Here is a 15662-nt window from a genome sequence, read left to right on the forward strand (position 1 = left end):
GGGGCATTTTTTTAGCTTGTTCTGTTTTTAATCAATTATCCCGCCTGTTTTATGTGACAAACCGTCATCTTCAACTACTGTTTTCAGTGTCATAAAAAGAAAATTTCAGCGAAATGTTATTGTCATCATGGTGATTAACATTCTGTTTTAAATGTATTTTTAGATAAAAAACTTCCCAAGTTTTTCATTGTCATAAAACTGTCATATTTCGTACATTTAACTGTCACCTGTTTGTCCTATTTTGCTCACAGTAGCAACTCAAACAACGATTTACGAAAACCGTGCAGGAGACATTATGAAAGTTATGCGTACCACTGTCGCAACTGTTGTCGCCGCGACCTTATCCATGAGCGCGTTTTCTGCGTTTGCAGCAGCGAGCCTGACAGGTGCAGGTGCAACCTTCCCTGCGCCAGTGTATGCCAAATGGGCAGATACCTATCAGAAAGAGACTGGTAGCAAAGTAAACTACCAGGGTATCGGCTCCTCCGGTGGTGTAAAACAAATTACGGCCAATACCGTTGATTTCGGCGCCTCTGACGCACCGTTGTCTGACGAGAAACTGGCGCAAGAAGGCCTGTTCCAGTTCCCGACTGTTATCGGTGGTGTGGTGCTGGCGGTGAACATCCCTGGCCTGAAATCCGGCGAACTGGTGCTGGACGGTAAAACGCTGGGCGACATCTACCTCGGTAAAATTAAGAAGTGGGATGATGAAGCCATCACCAAACTGAACCCGGGTCTGAAGCTGCCTTCTCAGAATATCGCCGTTGTGCGTCGTGCTGACGGTTCCGGTACTTCCTTCGTTTTCACCAGCTACCTGGCGAAAGTGAACGAAGAGTGGAAATCTAAAATTGGTTCCGGCTCTACCGTTAACTGGCCGACCGGTCTGGGCGGTAAAGGTAACGACGGTATCGCTGCGTTCGTACAGCGTCTGCCGGGTTCTATCGGCTACGTTGAGTACGCTTACGCTAAGCAGAACAACCTGGCGTACACCAAGCTGGTCTCTGCTGATGGCAAACCGGTAAGTCCGACCGAAGAAAACTTTGCCAACGCTGCAAAAGGCGCTGACTGGAGCAAAACCTTCGCTCAGGATCTGACTAACCAGAAAGGTGACGATGCGTGGCCGATCACTTCCACCACCTTCATCCTGGTGCATAAAGAGCAGAAGAAACCTGAGCAGGGCGCTGAAGTGCTGAAGTTCTTCGATTGGGCGTACAAAAATGGCGGCAAACAGGCTAATGACCTGGATTACGCCAGCCTGCCGGACAGCGTGGTTGAGCAGATTCGTGCTGCATGGAAGACCAACGTGAAGGACAGCAGCGGTAAAGCGCTGTACTAAATACCCGTCATACTTCGAGCCGCAGCTGTGTTGGCTGTGCTTGTTCACCCCAGTCACATAGTGAATCTATGCTCCTGGGTATTCACAAGCTTGCCGCCTTGCTGCAACTCGAATTATTTAGGGTATGGCATTACGTTAGCCGGGAAGCACGATAAAATGCGTGCTTCCTGGCCCAAACTTAAAGAGTGATTTATGGCTGCAACCAAGCCTGCTTTGAACCCACCGGGTAAAAAAGGTGACATGATATTCAGCGCGCTGGTAAAACTGGCTGCGCTGATTGTGCTATTGATGTTGGGTGGCATTATTGTCTCTCTGGTTATCTCCTCCTGGCCAAGCATTCAGAAATTTGGCTTCTCCTTTCTGTGGACTAAAGAATGGGATGCGCCAAACGATATCTACGGTGCATTAGTACCGATTTACGGTACGCTGGTCACCTCGCTTATCGCACTGCTGATCGCCGTTCCGGTGAGTTTTGGCATTGCCTTATTCCTGACTGAACTTGCTCCTGGTTGGCTGCGTCGCCCGCTGGGTATCGCTATTGAATTGCTGGCGGCAATTCCGAGTATCGTGTACGGCATGTGGGGCCTGTTTATCTTTGCCCCGCTGTTTGCGACTTACTTCCAGGAGCCGGTCGGGAACATCCTTTCCAACATTCCGTTTGTTGGCGCGCTGTTTGCGGGTCCGGCGTTTGGTATCGGTATTCTGGCCGCTGGCGTGATCCTCGCCATCATGATCATCCCGTACATTGCGGCGGTTATGCGCGATGTGTTCGAACAAACGCCGGTGCTGATGAAAGAGTCAGCCTACGGCATCGGTTGTACTACCTGGGAAGTTATCTGGCGCATCGTCCTGCCGTTCACCAAAAACGGCGTGATCGGCGGCGTGATGCTCGGTCTGGGCCGCGCGCTGGGTGAAACCATGGCGGTGACGTTCATCATCGGTAACACCTACCAGCTCGATAGTGCCTCGCTGTACATGCCGGGCAACAGTATTACTTCTGCGCTGGCGAATGAATTCGCCGAAGCGGAATCAGGACTGCACGTTGCCGCGTTGATGGAACTGGGCCTGATTCTGTTTGTGATTACCTTCATCGTGCTGGCGGCGTCTAAGTTCATGATCATGCGCCTTGCGAAGAACGAGGGGGCACGCTAATGGCTACGCTTGAAATGCAAAACACCGCTGCGCTTGCGGAATCCCGCCGTAAAATGCAGGCGCGTCGTCGTCTGAAGAACCGCATCGCGCTGACGCTCTCTATGGCGACCATGGCATTTGGTCTGTTCTGGCTTATCTGGATCCTGATGTCCACGATCACCCGCGGTATTGACGGTATGTCACTGGCGCTGTTCACCGAAATGACACCTCCGCCGAATACGGCTGGTGGTGGTCTGGCGAATGCCCTGGCCGGTAGCGGACTGTTAATTCTGTGGGCGACCGTGTTTGGTACACCGCTTGGTATTATGGCGGGTATCTACCTGGCAGAGTACGGACGTAAGTCCTGGCTGGCTGAGGTGATCCGCTTTATCAACGACATCCTGCTTTCTGCGCCATCAATCGTGGTCGGTCTGTTCGTTTACACCATCGTGGTAGCAAAAATGGAGCACTTCTCCGGCTGGGCGGGCGTTATCGCGCTGGCGCTGCTGCAGGTGCCCATTGTTATTCGTACCACGGAGAACATGCTCAAGCTGGTACCGGATAGCCTGCGTGAAGCCGCCTATGCGCTGGGTACGCCGAAATGGAAGATGATTTCTGCGATCACCCTGAAGGCCTCTGTCTCAGGCATCATTACAGGCGTTTTACTGGCTATTGCACGTATCGCAGGTGAAACGGCTCCGCTGCTGTTTACGTCGCTCTCCAATCAGTTCTGGAGCACCGACATGATGCAGCCTATCGCCAACCTGCCGGTCACTATCTTTAAGTTTGCGATGAGCCCGTTTGCTGAGTGGCAGCAACTGGCCTGGGCCGGGGTACTGATTATTACCCTGTGCGTACTGCTGCTGAACATTCTGGCGCGCGTCATTTTCGCGAAGAAGAAACACGGTTAAGACGAAGTGCCGGATGGCGGCGTAAACGCCTTATCCGGCCTACGATTGAAGACATTTGTAGGCCTGAAAGCTGCGCGCCATCAGGCATGATGAGGAAAAGATAGAAATGAGTATGGTTGATACTGCCCCGGGTAAGATTCAGGTTCGTGATTTGAACTTCTACTATGGCAAGTTCCATGCCCTGAAGAACATCAACCTGGATATTGCCAAAAACCAGGTAACGGCGTTTATCGGGCCGTCAGGCTGTGGTAAATCGACGTTGCTGCGTACGTTCAATAAAATGTTTGAACTGTACCCGGAACAGCGTGCGGAAGGCGAAATCCTGCTGGATGGCGACAATATTCTCACCAACACTCAGGATATCGCTCTGCTGCGTGCCAAAGTGGGCATGGTATTCCAGAAGCCGACGCCGTTCCCGATGTCCATCTACGACAACATCGCTTTTGGCGTGCGTCTGTTTGAGAAACTCTCTCGTGCGGATATGGACGAGCGTGTGCAGTGGGCATTGACCAAGGCCGCGCTGTGGAACGAAACCAAAGATAAATTACACCAGAGCGGGTACTCTCTCTCCGGTGGTCAGCAGCAGCGTCTGTGTATTGCGCGTGGGATCGCCATTCGCCCGGAAGTGCTTCTGCTTGATGAGCCGTGCTCAGCGCTCGACCCTATTTCTACCGGGCGTATCGAAGAGCTGATCACTGAGCTGAAAGAGGATTACACCGTCGTTATCGTTACCCACAACATGCAGCAGGCTGCGCGTTGTTCCGATCACACGGCATTTATGTACCTGGGCGAGTTGATTGAGTTCAGTAACACGGACGATCTGTTCACCAAGCCCGCGAAGAAACAAACTGAAGACTACATCACCGGTCGTTACGGCTGATTCAGGAGCTTGTTGTGGATAATCTTAACCTTAATAAACATATTTCCGGCCAGTTCAATGCAGAGCTGGAAAGCATCCGTACCCAGGTGATGACCATGGGCGGCATGGTCGAGCAGCAGCTTTCTGATGCGATTACCGCCATGCACAATCAGGACAGTGAGCTGGCGAAGCGCGTCATTGAGGGCGATAAGAACGTCAATATGATGGAAGTGGCGATCGACGAGGCCTGCGTGCGTATCATTGCCAAGCGTCAGCCGACCGCCAGTGACTTGCGTCTGGTGATGGCGATTATCAAAACGATCGCTGAGCTGGAACGTATTGGCGACGTTGCGGATAAAATTTGCCGCACCGCGCTGGAGAAATTTTCTCAACAGCATCAGCCGTTGCTGGTAAGCCTGGAATCACTGGGTCGCCACACCGTACAAATGCTGCATGACGTGCTGGATGCGTTTGCGCGTATGGATCTTGACGAAGCGGTACGTATTTATCGCGAAGATAAGAAAGTCGACCAGGAGTATGAAGGTATCGTGCGTCAGCTGATGACCTACATGATGGAAGACCCGCGTACCATTCCAAGCGTGCTGACCGCGCTGCTCTGCGCGCGCTCCATCGAGCGTATCGGTGACCGTTGCCAGAATATCTGCGAATACATCTTCTACTTCGTGAAGGGACAAGACTTCCGTCACGTGGGCGGTGATGAGCTGGATAAGCTGCTGGCGGGCAAAGATCCGAAAGAGTGATTTTTGTGGCGGGTGGCGCTAACGTTTACCCGCTCTACGAGACATGCAGGCCGGATCAGCGTTAGCGCCATCCGGCCTTTCAGTTATCGCGTAATATTCCAACCCCGCGCCTTCCATAACGCTGGCAACTGCGCCAGATCGGTAAACGTCGTCACTTTAGGATGATCGATTGGTTTGTTATGCGGATCGGCGCAGAAGTAAAACACTTCCATCCCTGCAGCAATCCCCGCCTGCGCACCTGCGCTGGAGTCATCAACCAGAATGCAGTTCTCAACGTTAACGTCCATCGCTTTCGCCGCATGGAACATCAGGGCCGGATCGGGTTTCCAGCGTTGAATATCGTAGCCGCTGAACAGTAAATCAGGGAAATGGTGCAACATACCCAGCTTACCCAGCGAGTGCTGCATTTTGCTGACCGGACCGTTAGATACCACGCTCATAGGGACGGTCATGCTGTCCAGCAGCGCATTGGCTCCGGCAATCACCTCCAGTTCCGTATCGAACAGACGTGCGACCTCTGCGCGGTAAACCGGTTCTAATTCGGCTTTTGCCAGTTCGACACCGTGCTCTTCGTTGATAATGTCGATGATCTCGTACAGCTTTACCCCCTTGAAGCGTTTAAAAGTTTCTTCAAGATCGAGCGTAATGCCGAACGCCTGGAACATGCTGACATACGCGCGAGAACAAATCACTTCACTGTCGACAAGGGTACCGTCACAGTCAAAAAATACGGCTTCTATCTGGGACATGTCATTTCCGTTTTAACAAGTTTAACGTTTTCGTAATGCATTATTGGGCGACGCAATCGTTGCCGTATAAGCAAAATCAATGAAAAAAGTTGCTCATAACCCAACCCTATTGTCGCATTTTGGTATAGGATAGCGACGAATTTTCCCTCCTTGTTCGGAAATTGATAATGAGTCAACAACACACAACCCAGGCTTCTGGCCAGGGGATGCTGGAACGCGTGTTCAAACTGCGCGAACATGGCACGACGGCACGGACCGAAGTGATCGCCGGTTTAACCACCTTCCTGACGATGGTGTATATCGTTTTTGTTAACCCACAAATTCTTGGCGTGGCTGGCATGGATACCAGCGCCGTCTTTGTGACCACCTGCCTGATTGCTGCATTTGGTAGCATCCTGATGGGCCTGTTTGCCAACCTGCCGGTCGCACTTGCGCCTGCTATGGGTCTGAATGCGTTCTTCGCCTTCGTGGTCGTTGGCGCGATGGGCCTGTCATGGCAGATCGGTATGGGCGCAATCTTCTGGGGCGCGGTAGGTCTGCTGCTACTGACGATTTTCCGCGTACGTTACTGGATGATTGCCAACATCCCGGTTAGTTTGCGCGTGGGGATCACCAGCGGTATTGGTCTGTTCATCGGCATGATGGGGCTGAAAAACGCTGGTGTTATCGTCGCCAACCAAGACACCCTGGTGTCTATTGGCAACCTGACGTCCCACAGCGTACTGCTCGGTATTCTGGGCTTCTTTATCATCGCGATTCTGGCTTCACGTAACATCCATGCGGCGGTACTGATCTCTATCATTGTGACCACGCTGCTGGGTTGGATGCTGGGCGATGTCCATTACAACGGGATCGTCTCCGCGCCGCCGAGCGTAATGTCCGTTATCGGGCATGTTGATCTGGCTGGTTCGTTTAACATTGGTCTTGCGGGCGTAATTTTCTCGTTCATGCTGGTCAACCTGTTCGACTCCTCCGGTACGCTAATTGGCGTCACGGATAAAGCCGGTCTGGCGGATGCGAAGGGTAAGTTTCCGCGTATGAAGCAGGCGCTGTATGTGGATAGCGTGTCATCGGTTGCTGGTGCGTTTATCGGTACTTCTTCCGTTACCGCGTATATCGAGTCTTCTTCCGGGGTTTCTGTCGGTGGACGTACTGGCCTGACCGCGGTAGTTGTCGGCCTGCTGTTCCTGTTGGTTATCTTCCTGTCGCCGCTGGCGGGAATGGTACCGGGATATGCGGCCGCTGGTGCGCTGATTTACGTTGGCGTCCTGATGACATCAAGCCTGTCACGCGTGAAGTGGGATGACCTGACTGAAGCCGTTCCGGCGTTTATTACCGCCGTGATGATGCCGTTTAGCTTCTCGATTACCGAAGGTATCGCGCTGGGCTTTATTTCCTACTGTGTGATGAAAATCGGTACCGGACGTTTCCGCGATCTCAGCCCATGCGTCATCGTTGTCGCACTGCTGTTTGTGTTGAAGATTGTGTTTATCGACGCGCATTAATTGCCGCTGAGACGGTGCTGCGCGAGGCGTGTAGACCTGATAAGCGCAGCGCCATCAGGCAAATTTGATAACCGGATACGGCCCGCCAGGCATTGCAGCCAGCGGGCTTTTTCTTTTAGGCTTTCACACGCTGGATGTAGTCGCCAAATGCGGTCAGTTGGCCGGTTAGATGGTCCAGCGTACTTTGGTCGATCACTTCACCTGTCTGCGGGTCCACTTTGTTCTGAATCACGCCGCCCATAAATTCCGGTTTATTCATTACCATGGCGTCGAGGAACACCAGGATCTGACGCAGATGGTACTGGCAGCGCGCGCCGCCAATGGCGCCCATGGAGCTGGTCTGGATCAGCACCGGCTTACCCGATAATGGCTGATCCGGCAGGCGGGACAGCCAGTCGATGGCGTTCTTCAGTCCGCCAGGCACGGAATAGTTATATTCCGGTGTCACGATGACGACACCGTCAGCCTTCCTGATTTGCTCTGCCAGCGCTTCTACGCTTGCCGGAAAACCTTCTTCCTGCTGGAGGTCGGCATCGTACAGTGGGATATCACCAATTGATGGCAACGCGTTGACTTCCATTCCTGCTGGAGCAATCTTGGGCAGCGTACGGGCAACCATTCCATTAAACGAACCTTTGCGTAGACTTCCCAGTAACGTAACAACATTCAATGTTTCTGACATGGTGACTCCTGTTTCATCATAAAGGTTAAATCAAAGCGTATGGCTCTTCGCTGCGCATAATTGAGAGAACCGGATCAGACGACCCGTAGGCTCATTGGCGCGGGTCTGGATATCAGGCAAACTTTTCCAGTCCTGTTTACCATCAAACTCCCAAACCTTGAGTTTTTCAATGGTTGGCGTAACCGCAACCGACCACACCAGAACATCTTCCGCATCGCAAATGGCTTCAACCTGCGCAACATGGGCACATTTCAGACGTCCTGCGCCGGGTAAAAGCTGGAGTTCGTGCGGATCATCATTGCTTACATCGCCGGTGAGTTTGAGTACGCTCTGGCGCAACGTAATGAGCTGCGCGCGTGCTTCGTTGGGGTCGTTTTGGTTATTGATCCACAGATTTTCGTTGCTGGAGAAGCGCCATGTTTCCGTTGAATGCGGATGGTGAAAGCTGCGGGTAGCTCGCTGCAGTTCCATATCCAGCCCGCACGTTCCTTCAGTTGTTAGCGCAACGCCAACGATATTCCCGGCATAAGAAATCGAAAATCCCGGCAGGTTCTTATCGCGAAAAATGGGCTTACCTTTGGCCTGAGTAACAATCTCGGGCAGCGTACTGGTGCCGTAAAGCATAAACATCAGTTCAGCGAGTAAACTTCGGGAAGCCAGGAAACGTGTTCGGCGATGAGCGGGGAGATCTCTTGCTTCGATATGACATGGAGAAGGGAGGCGAGCTGAAACCAGGTGTCCCTCCGTAAGAATCCCTCTGGCAAAATGTGTCGCCATTTTTCGCTCCGTGATTAATGGTCCGTGATAATTACCAGAGTAACATTTACGCGGCATCCAGGCAGGCTTTGCTGCCCAAAAAGTAAGCTGAAATAGAATACATTACGCGATATTTACATTTCTGTTGCCAGAATAGTCGATTTAGCAACAAAGTGGCGGTGCAACGTCAGGACATGTCGCGATAAAGCGCCTTGATGGTGTCTTTCAACCAGACGATCTTAGGATTATGACTGTTACGTTTGTGCCAAAGAAGGGTGAACGGTACGCGCATTTTTTCCAGCTGCGCGGCATCAAAAGGCATAGGACGCGCCACGAGCGGAAGCTGGTGGAGTTGGTTATAACGCTGGCAATAAACCGGAGCTGTGGCTATCAGCGCGTGATCCGGCTGGGCGGCCATAAACAGCGACTGCTCAAAACCGGGCAGACATAACGCAATATTGCGCGCACGCCCCATCTCTTGCAGGACTTCATCCAGTGCCCAGGTATCACTTTGCTCCCAGCTAATGCTGATGTGCGGATAGCGTAGAAATGTGTCCAGATTCCACTCTTCCTGCAATGCCGGATGATCTTCACGTAGCCAGACACAGGGGAGATCGGAAAACAGCACTTCATGGTCGATCGACAACGGCAGCAAACTCAACAGTTCACGCGAACGCGGATGGCTTTCCCGGCCAGTAAAGCCGATATCCACTTCGCCGCGAATAATTGCATCCAGCGAATCATAGTCCCAGTTGCGTATTTTGATCGTCGCCTGGGGATAACGCTGATAGATCTGTCGGGAGAGCGCGTTGAACATGATCATCACCAGCGGCGTTTCGGCCACCAGATCAAACTTCAGCCCGCGCGGCGCTTCATGGTGTGGTTTATCCAGCAACTGGTTGCTCATCTGCATCCACTCTGCCAGATTCTGTTCCATGCTGACCATCAGCGGTGTTGGCGTTAGCCCCAGCGGGGTGTTTACAAACAGTGGATCGTCAAACCAGGCCCGCAGTTTCGACAGCGACTTGCTGACCGCCGACGGCGTGACGTTCATCCGTTTGGCAGTTTTGGTAACACTGCGTTCCTGCATCAACAGCTGCAGGCAGAGCAATAAATTAAGATCGAGACTGCTGAGGGATTTCTTCATGAGTTGGCGTGGACCGGTTAGGGGCAACAGTGATAATCAGCATGATACTCACTATGCTACAGCCAATCAGAATCCCGATCAGCATATTCAGCGCATCAAGACCGAGCACCGCCGCCAGCCATATCCACAGCGAGGAACCGCAAACCTGCGCAATACCTAACGCCGAGCTGGCAACGCCCGCACGCAGCGAGAAAGGTCCCAGCGCCTGGCTCATCGCGACACCGAAGCCGACGGAGAACCCGGCACAGATTAAAGTCAGCCCAAACAGCGTCACCATGTGCGTACTGGCCAGGGTTAACACCACACCAGCAGACAGAAACAGCACTTGTGAGGTCAGCATCAGAACACGAGGTTTAAACACGCTCAGGGCGAATGGCGTAGAGAACGAGACCGCCATACTGATGCCTGCGGTCATGGCCATCGTGGTGGCGTATTCTCCACGGTCAAAGCCCATCACTTCCATCAACAGCACCGGCGAAGTATTCACGAAGGTCAGGATCACCGACACGCTGAGAGTGGTGATGGCCAGACGGCTTAAGAAAAAACGGTTCACCAGCGATTCAGAAAGGTGGTTCTTCTCTGCAGATGCCGGGAGCGTCTCTGGGCGCGATTCTCGCAGGATAAACACTGACAGCAAGCAAACGGCCACCCCCATACCGATCATCGTGTAGAACAGGCTCTGCCACGGGTATTTGAGCATAATCAGATGCCCCATCACCGGTGCCAGTACCGGCACGATACAGGTGATACCGTTCAACAGCGACAGTACCTTCGCCCGGCGGCGATCGTCGAGCGTATCGCGCAGGATGGCGAAAGCCACCACATAGCAGCAGCCTGCGCCTACGCCCTGAATAAAGCGGCCTGTGAGAAACGGCGTACCGCTTTCGGCGAATGAACACAGCGCAGAGGCGAAAATAAAGATGAGGGCGCCGACAATAGCGACGGGTTTGCGTCCTGACTGGTCGGCAATTTTCCCGGCAAACAGCATCGCCGTCGCCATTCCCGCCAGATAAACCGAAAACGCGATATGCAGTTGCGCCTCGCTGGCCTGTAAATCGGCAGCAATACGGGGCAGCCCCACCAGATACATATCAATACCCGCGGGATAGAGTAACACCAGGGCGAAACTGCAGATTAGAAAGCGTGTCATAGCGACCTCATGAGGAATGTGGCGCTAAGCATACGGGCAGAGAGTCAACTGCACGAGTTGCCATTTGGACAACAGTGATTTCCATATGGGAAATTACTTGTAGCCGGATAGCCGATTTGCTTTATCCGACCTACGGGTACTGTAGGCCCGGTAGGCATCGCACCACCGGGCAACACAACGTTATTTGCCAATACAGAAGCTGGAGAAAATCCTTCCCAGCAGATCGTCGGAGGTAAATTCCCCGGTGATCTCACTGAGGTTCTGCTGCGCCAGACGTAGTTCCTCTGCCAGCAATTCTCCGGCCCATGCTCCGAGCAGTTGGGCTTTACCCTGCTCGAGATGCTCCGCCGCTTCTGCCAGCGCCTGCAGGTGACGACGGCGCGCCAGGAAGCCGCCTTCCATATTGGTTTCAAAGCCCATGCTCTGTTTGAGATGGTTACGCAGCACGTCAACGCCTTCACCGGTACGCGCGGATAGGCGAACCAGTGAGTGGCCATTTACTTCGCTAAGGCCCAGCGTCTCACCGGTAATATCCGCTTTGTTACGCACCACGGTAATCGGCAGTTTGGCTGGCAGACGGGCAATAAAGTCTGGCCAGATGTCAGCCGGGTCCACGGCGTCGGTGGTGGTGCCATCAACCATAAACAGAACGCGGTCGGCCTGTTCAATTTCCTGCCACGCGCGTTCGATACCAATGCGTTCAACTTCATCGCTGGCATCGCGCAGACCGGCAGTGTCGATGATGTGCAGCGGCATACCGTCGATATGAATATGCTCACGCAGTACGTCGCGAGTCGTACCCGCAATGTCGGTCACAATGGCCGCCTCACGACCTGCCAGCGCGTTCAGTAGGCTTGATTTCCCGGCATTTGGGCGACCGGCAATGACCACCTTCATCCCTTCGCGCAGCAGGCTGCCCTGACGCGCTTCGGCACGAACGGCATCGAGATCGCTGATAACGTTGTTGAGCTGTGCTTCAATCTTGCCATCAGACAGGAAGTCGATTTCTTCATCCGGAAAGTCGATCGCCGCTTCCACGTAGATGCGCAGGTGAGTGAGCGCTTCCACAAGATGATTTACCCGTGCAGAAAATGCGCCCTGCAACGAGTTCAGCGCCGAGCGAGCGGCTTGCTCTGAGCTGGCATCGATCAGGTCGGCAATTGCCTCTGCCTGGGCCAGATCAAGCTTATCATTGAGAAACGCACGCTCGGAGAATTCACCCGGTCTGGCAATGCGCAGCCCGGGAATGGTCAGAATACGTTTGAGCAGCAGATCGAGAATCACCGGACCGCCGTGGCCCTGAAGCTCTAAAACATCTTCACCGGTAAAGGAGTTCGGGCCTGGGAACCACAGGGCAATTCCTTGATCCAGCGTGCTGCCATCCGCGTCTTTAAACGGCAGATAGTCGGCATAGCGCGGTTTTGGTAGTTTCCCCAGTACGGTTTCTGCAACCTCGCGCGCCTTCAGGCCGGAGATGCGCAGGATACCCACGCCACCACGTCCCGGTGGGGTGGCCTGAGCGACGATGGTGTCGTTATGGTTCATGATAGCTCTCTTGTAAATGTAAAAAAGGCGGTCTAATGACCGCCTTCTCTGGCATTAACTTTACCGTGAATACTCGAAATAATTCAAGTTGCAGGAAGGCGGCAAGCAAATGCAGCCAACGCACCTGCGACTAGTATCAGGAGTTTTTCTTCTCGCGGCTATGCAGGCCACGTTTCTCCAGACCACGGTAAATCAGCTGCTGCTGAATAATGGTTACCAGGTTGCTGACGATATAGTACAGCACCAGACCTGACGGGAACCACAGGAAGAACACGGTGAAGATGACCGGCATAAAGGTCATGATCTTCTGCTGCATCGGGTCGGTCACGGTGGTCGGAGACATCTTCTGAATGAAGAACATCGTCACGCCCATCAGGATCGGCAGGATGTAGTACGGGTCCTGTGCAGACAGGTCATGGATCCACAGAGCGAACGGCGCATGACGCAGTTCAATGGAGCCCATCAGCATGTAGTACAACGCCAGGAAGATTGGCATCTGGATGATCAGCGGGAAGCAGCCGCCCAGCGGGTTAACCTTCTCAGCTTTGTACAGGGCCATCATTTCCTGGCTCTGACGCTGTTTGTCATCGCCCAGACGCTCACGCATAGCCTGAATCTTCGGCTGCAGCATACGCATCTTCGCCATGGAGGTGTACTGCGCTTTAGTCAGCGGGTACATGATGCCACGAACGATAAAGGTGATAACGATGATGGAGAAGCCCCAGTTACCCAGGAAGCTATGGATCCACTTCAGCAGTTTGAACAGCGGCTGAGAGATGAACCACAACCAGCCGTAATCCACGGTCAGATCCAGGTGCGGTGCAACTGCCGCCATTTTATCCTGAATTTCCGGGCCGACCCACAGGGTGCTGGTCATCGCACCAGTCTGGCCAGGCTGAACCAGCACCGGCTGTGATTTATAGCCGATAGCGGCAATGCCGTTACCCAGGTTAGCGGTATAGAAGTTGTTGGTGCCGTCGTTACGCGGAACCCATGCCGTTGCGAAATACTGTTGCAGCATTGCGACCCAGCCGTCTTTAGCATTGACGTTCAGGTTTTCGTTTTCAGCAATGGTGTCGAATTTGTATTTCTCATACTTCTCATCCGGCGTGGAGTACGCCGCGCCACGGAAGGTGTGCAGCGCAAAGTTGCTGCTACCGGTGTCGCGATGAGATGGCAGATTGATGGATTGCTTCAGCTGACCAAAGGTGGAGACTTCCAGCGGTTTTTCGCCGGAGTTCTGCACGCTGTAGTTAACGTTGACAGCATATTCACCGCGCTTGAGTACAAACGTTTTAGTGAATGTGTTACCCGCTGCGTCAGTATAGGTCATCGGGATCTGCAGTTCGTTCTGACCGTCAGCCAGTACAAACGCGTCTTTTTCGACGTTGTACAGCGGACGCGGGCCGTTAGCCGGGTTATCCGGGCCGTCACGACCTGTCAGGCCACTCTGTGCCTGGTAGATGAACTGTGGCGTGGTTTCCAGTAACTGGAACGGTTCGGTAGAACCGAGTTCTTTCGGGTAAGCTGGCAGTGAAGCCTGTTCCACATCACCACCACGGGTGTTGATGGTCAGATCAAGCACGTCAGTTTTAACCGTAATCAGTTTCCCCTGGCCACTGGCCGGTACGCCCTGGTCTGCGGCGCTACCCGCTGCGGTGGTCGTTGTCTGCGTGGTCTGTTGGGCCTGAGGTTGCGGGTTTTTATCCTGCTCCCAGGCTTGCCAGATCATGAAAGACACGAACAGCAAAGCGATGACTAAAAGATTGCGTTGCGAATCCATCGTTAGTGTTCTCTGGTATCAAATGGTCCGGGCGGGACGGGATCGTCACCACCAGGGTGTAAAGGGTGGCATTTTAATACGCGTTTCACCGTCAACCAACTGCCTTTTATCACTCCAAACCTGCGCAATGCCTCAATTCCGTAGCTCGAACAGGTTGGAGTGAAACGGCAATGCGGCCCAAGCAGCGGACTGATCAGGCGTTGATAGACCCGAATAAGGGCTATCAGGACCCGCGAGCCAGGCGACAATGGCGACGCCATAATTTTTCCAACGCTTCCGAGAGAGCACGGTTATCGAGGTCAGCAACCCCTTTTTTCGCCACCACCACGAAATCCATTGCTGGAAGTTCGTGCTGACGTAAACGAAAGCTTTCACGTGTCAGACGTTTAATCCGATTGCGTTCATGCGCGCGTTTAACGTTTTTCTTGGCGACGGTAAGACCGATGCGGGGATGCCCCAGCGAATTCAGGCGGCCGAGGATGGTGATTTGCGGCGTGCCAGCCCGTTGTGGCTGCTGGAAGACGAATGTGAAATGAGTGGGAGTTAACAAACGTAACTCCCTGGGAAATGCGAGCTTAACCACTCAGGGGCTAGCTTTTATTACTTAGAAACGGTCAGACGAGAACGGCCTTTAGCACGACGACGTGCCAGAACCTGACGACCATTTTTATTAGCCATACGAGCACGGAAGCCGTGAGAACGGTTGCGCTTCAGTACAGACGGTTGAAAAGTGCGTTTCATGGCGATTTCTACCTAAACTTGAATAAATTCACTGACTTTTGCGTATACCCGAACGAATTTCGAACGACTTACGCCACAGTGTGGGTGATTAAAGAGGCCGGATTGTAATAATTGTACACTCCGGAGTCAATTCTCTTTCCTTATTTCCCGCTTTTTTCCGCATGGTTTCGCGTATAAAACAGGCAGCGTTGACGCCGTAAGGCGACCGTTACTCGCTGGGGGTAAGAATTATACGGGCTGGCGGATAAAGCGCAAGGATCGCTCGGGATCTTTATTAGATCGTTTAAGCAGTAAAGCATCTTTACTCATTAATTTTTTCAATATGCGCGCTAAAACCTGCAGCACTTCTCCAGGATCGTTTACACTTAGCCGATTCTGGATCATCCTGTGGATAAATCGGGAAGAATCTGTGAGAAACAGAAGATCTCTTTCTCAGTTTACGCTATGATCCGCGGTCCTGATCGTTTCAATGGATCCTGATCGGGTAAAAATTGCAGATAGCAATTCGCACGTCACCCTTTGCATAGGGTCTTGTCGATGTGCGTCAACAATCATGAATGTTTCAGCCTTTGTCATTTATCGACTTTTGTTCGAGTGGAGTCCGCC

The 15662-nt window shown here is 53.0% G+C and carries 16 protein-coding genes; 6 read left to right on the plus strand and 10 right to left on the minus strand.

The window, feature by feature from the left end; genetic code table 11:
* The first annotated feature begins 295 nt into the window (after positions 1 to 295).
* The 5 genes from pstS to phoU all read left to right on the plus strand — a co-directional run bounded on the left by pstS (position 296) and on the right by phoU (position 4998).
* On the plus strand, positions 296 to 1336 hold the full coding sequence (gene pstS / locus HVZ39_RS24800) for a phosphate ABC transporter substrate-binding protein PstS (protein ID WP_016155079.1): 1041 nt from the start codon (positions 296 to 298) through the stop codon (positions 1334 to 1336).
* 192 nt (positions 1337 to 1528) lie between these two features.
* On the plus strand, positions 1529 to 2488 hold the full coding sequence (pstC, locus tag HVZ39_RS24805; RefSeq protein ID WP_016155078.1) for a phosphate ABC transporter permease PstC: 960 nt from the start codon (positions 1529 to 1531) through the stop codon (positions 2486 to 2488).
* On the plus strand, positions 2488 to 3378 hold the full coding sequence (gene pstA, locus HVZ39_RS24810) for a phosphate ABC transporter permease PstA (RefSeq protein ID WP_016155077.1): 891 nt from the start codon (positions 2488 to 2490) through the stop codon (positions 3376 to 3378). The genes pstC and pstA overlap by 1 nt, the downstream gene beginning before the upstream one ends.
* A 106-nt stretch (positions 3379 to 3484) precedes the next feature.
* Complete coding sequence (gene pstB / locus HVZ39_RS24815) at positions 3485 to 4258, plus strand: phosphate ABC transporter ATP-binding protein PstB (RefSeq protein WP_003023821.1); 774 nt, start codon at positions 3485 to 3487, stop codon at positions 4256 to 4258.
* Positions 4259 to 4272: 14 nt separating this feature from the next.
* A complete protein-coding gene (gene phoU / locus HVZ39_RS24820) occupies positions 4273 to 4998 on the plus strand; it encodes a phosphate signaling complex protein PhoU (protein WP_047498806.1) in 726 nt (241 codons plus the stop codon).
* An 83-nt stretch (positions 4999 to 5081) separates the two neighbouring features.
* Here phoU and yieH read toward each other — a convergent pair whose 3' ends face one another.
* Positions 5082 to 5747, minus strand: a complete 666-nt coding sequence (gene yieH, locus HVZ39_RS24825) for a 6-phosphogluconate phosphatase (RefSeq protein ID WP_016155076.1) — start codon at positions 5745 to 5747, stop codon at positions 5082 to 5084.
* Positions 5748 to 5914: 167 nt separating this feature from the next.
* Here yieH and adeP point away from each other — a divergent pair, with 167 nt between their 5' ends.
* Entirely contained in the window at positions 5915 to 7252 is a 1338-nt protein-coding gene (gene adeP / locus HVZ39_RS24830; protein WP_016155075.1) for an adenine permease AdeP, read from the plus strand.
* Positions 7253 to 7367: 115 nt separating this feature from the next.
* Here adeP and HVZ39_RS24835 read toward each other — a convergent pair whose 3' ends face one another.
* The 9 genes from HVZ39_RS24835 to rpmH all read right to left on the minus strand — a co-directional run bounded on the left by HVZ39_RS24835 (position 7368) and on the right by rpmH (position 15056).
* Entirely contained in the window at positions 7368 to 7934 is a 567-nt protein-coding gene (locus tag HVZ39_RS24835) for an NADPH-dependent FMN reductase (protein ID WP_003827046.1), read from the minus strand.
* 30 nt (positions 7935 to 7964) lie between these two features.
* Positions 7965 to 8711, minus strand: a complete 747-nt coding sequence (locus tag HVZ39_RS24840; protein WP_016155074.1) for a 4'-phosphopantetheinyl transferase superfamily protein — start codon at positions 8709 to 8711, stop codon at positions 7965 to 7967.
* 166 nt (positions 8712 to 8877) lie between these two features.
* On the minus strand, positions 8878 to 9837 hold the full coding sequence (gene yidZ / locus HVZ39_RS24845) for an HTH-type transcriptional regulator YidZ (protein WP_016155073.1): 960 nt from the start codon (positions 9835 to 9837) through the stop codon (positions 8878 to 8880).
* Positions 9806 to 10987, minus strand: coding sequence for an MFS transporter (locus tag HVZ39_RS24850; RefSeq protein ID WP_181633080.1), 1182 nt, complete (start codon positions 10985 to 10987; stop codon positions 9806 to 9808). The genes yidZ and HVZ39_RS24850 overlap by 32 nt, the downstream gene beginning before the upstream one ends.
* A 180-nt stretch (positions 10988 to 11167) precedes the next feature.
* Complete coding sequence (gene mnmE / locus HVZ39_RS24855; RefSeq protein WP_016155071.1) at positions 11168 to 12532, minus strand: tRNA uridine-5-carboxymethylaminomethyl(34) synthesis GTPase MnmE; 1365 nt, start codon at positions 12530 to 12532, stop codon at positions 11168 to 11170.
* 136 nt (positions 12533 to 12668) lie between these two features.
* Positions 12669 to 14315 (minus strand): membrane protein insertase YidC, encoded by a 1647-nt coding sequence (gene yidC / locus HVZ39_RS24860; protein WP_181547000.1) that lies wholly within the window; start codon positions 14313 to 14315, stop codon positions 12669 to 12671.
* Positions 14316 to 14317: 2 nt separating this feature from the next.
* The gene (gene yidD, locus HVZ39_RS24865; RefSeq protein ID WP_003023846.1) at positions 14318 to 14575 is read right to left on the minus strand and encodes a membrane protein insertion efficiency factor YidD; all 258 of its coding nucleotides are present in this window, start codon (positions 14573 to 14575) and stop codon (positions 14318 to 14320) included.
* Positions 14539 to 14898, minus strand: a complete 360-nt coding sequence (gene rnpA / locus HVZ39_RS24870; protein ID WP_003844432.1) for a ribonuclease P protein component — start codon at positions 14896 to 14898, stop codon at positions 14539 to 14541. The genes yidD and rnpA overlap by 37 nt, the downstream gene beginning before the upstream one ends.
* A gap of 17 nt (positions 14899 to 14915) precedes the next feature.
* The gene (gene rpmH / locus HVZ39_RS24875; RefSeq protein WP_003023858.1) at positions 14916 to 15056 is read right to left on the minus strand and encodes a 50S ribosomal protein L34; all 141 of its coding nucleotides are present in this window, start codon (positions 15054 to 15056) and stop codon (positions 14916 to 14918) included.
* Positions 15057 to 15662: the final 606 nt, after the last annotated feature.

Source organism: Citrobacter sp. RHB35-C21 (genome assembly GCF_013816515.1).
GTDB classification, from domain to species: Bacteria; Pseudomonadota; Gammaproteobacteria; order Enterobacterales; family Enterobacteriaceae; genus Citrobacter; species Citrobacter braakii.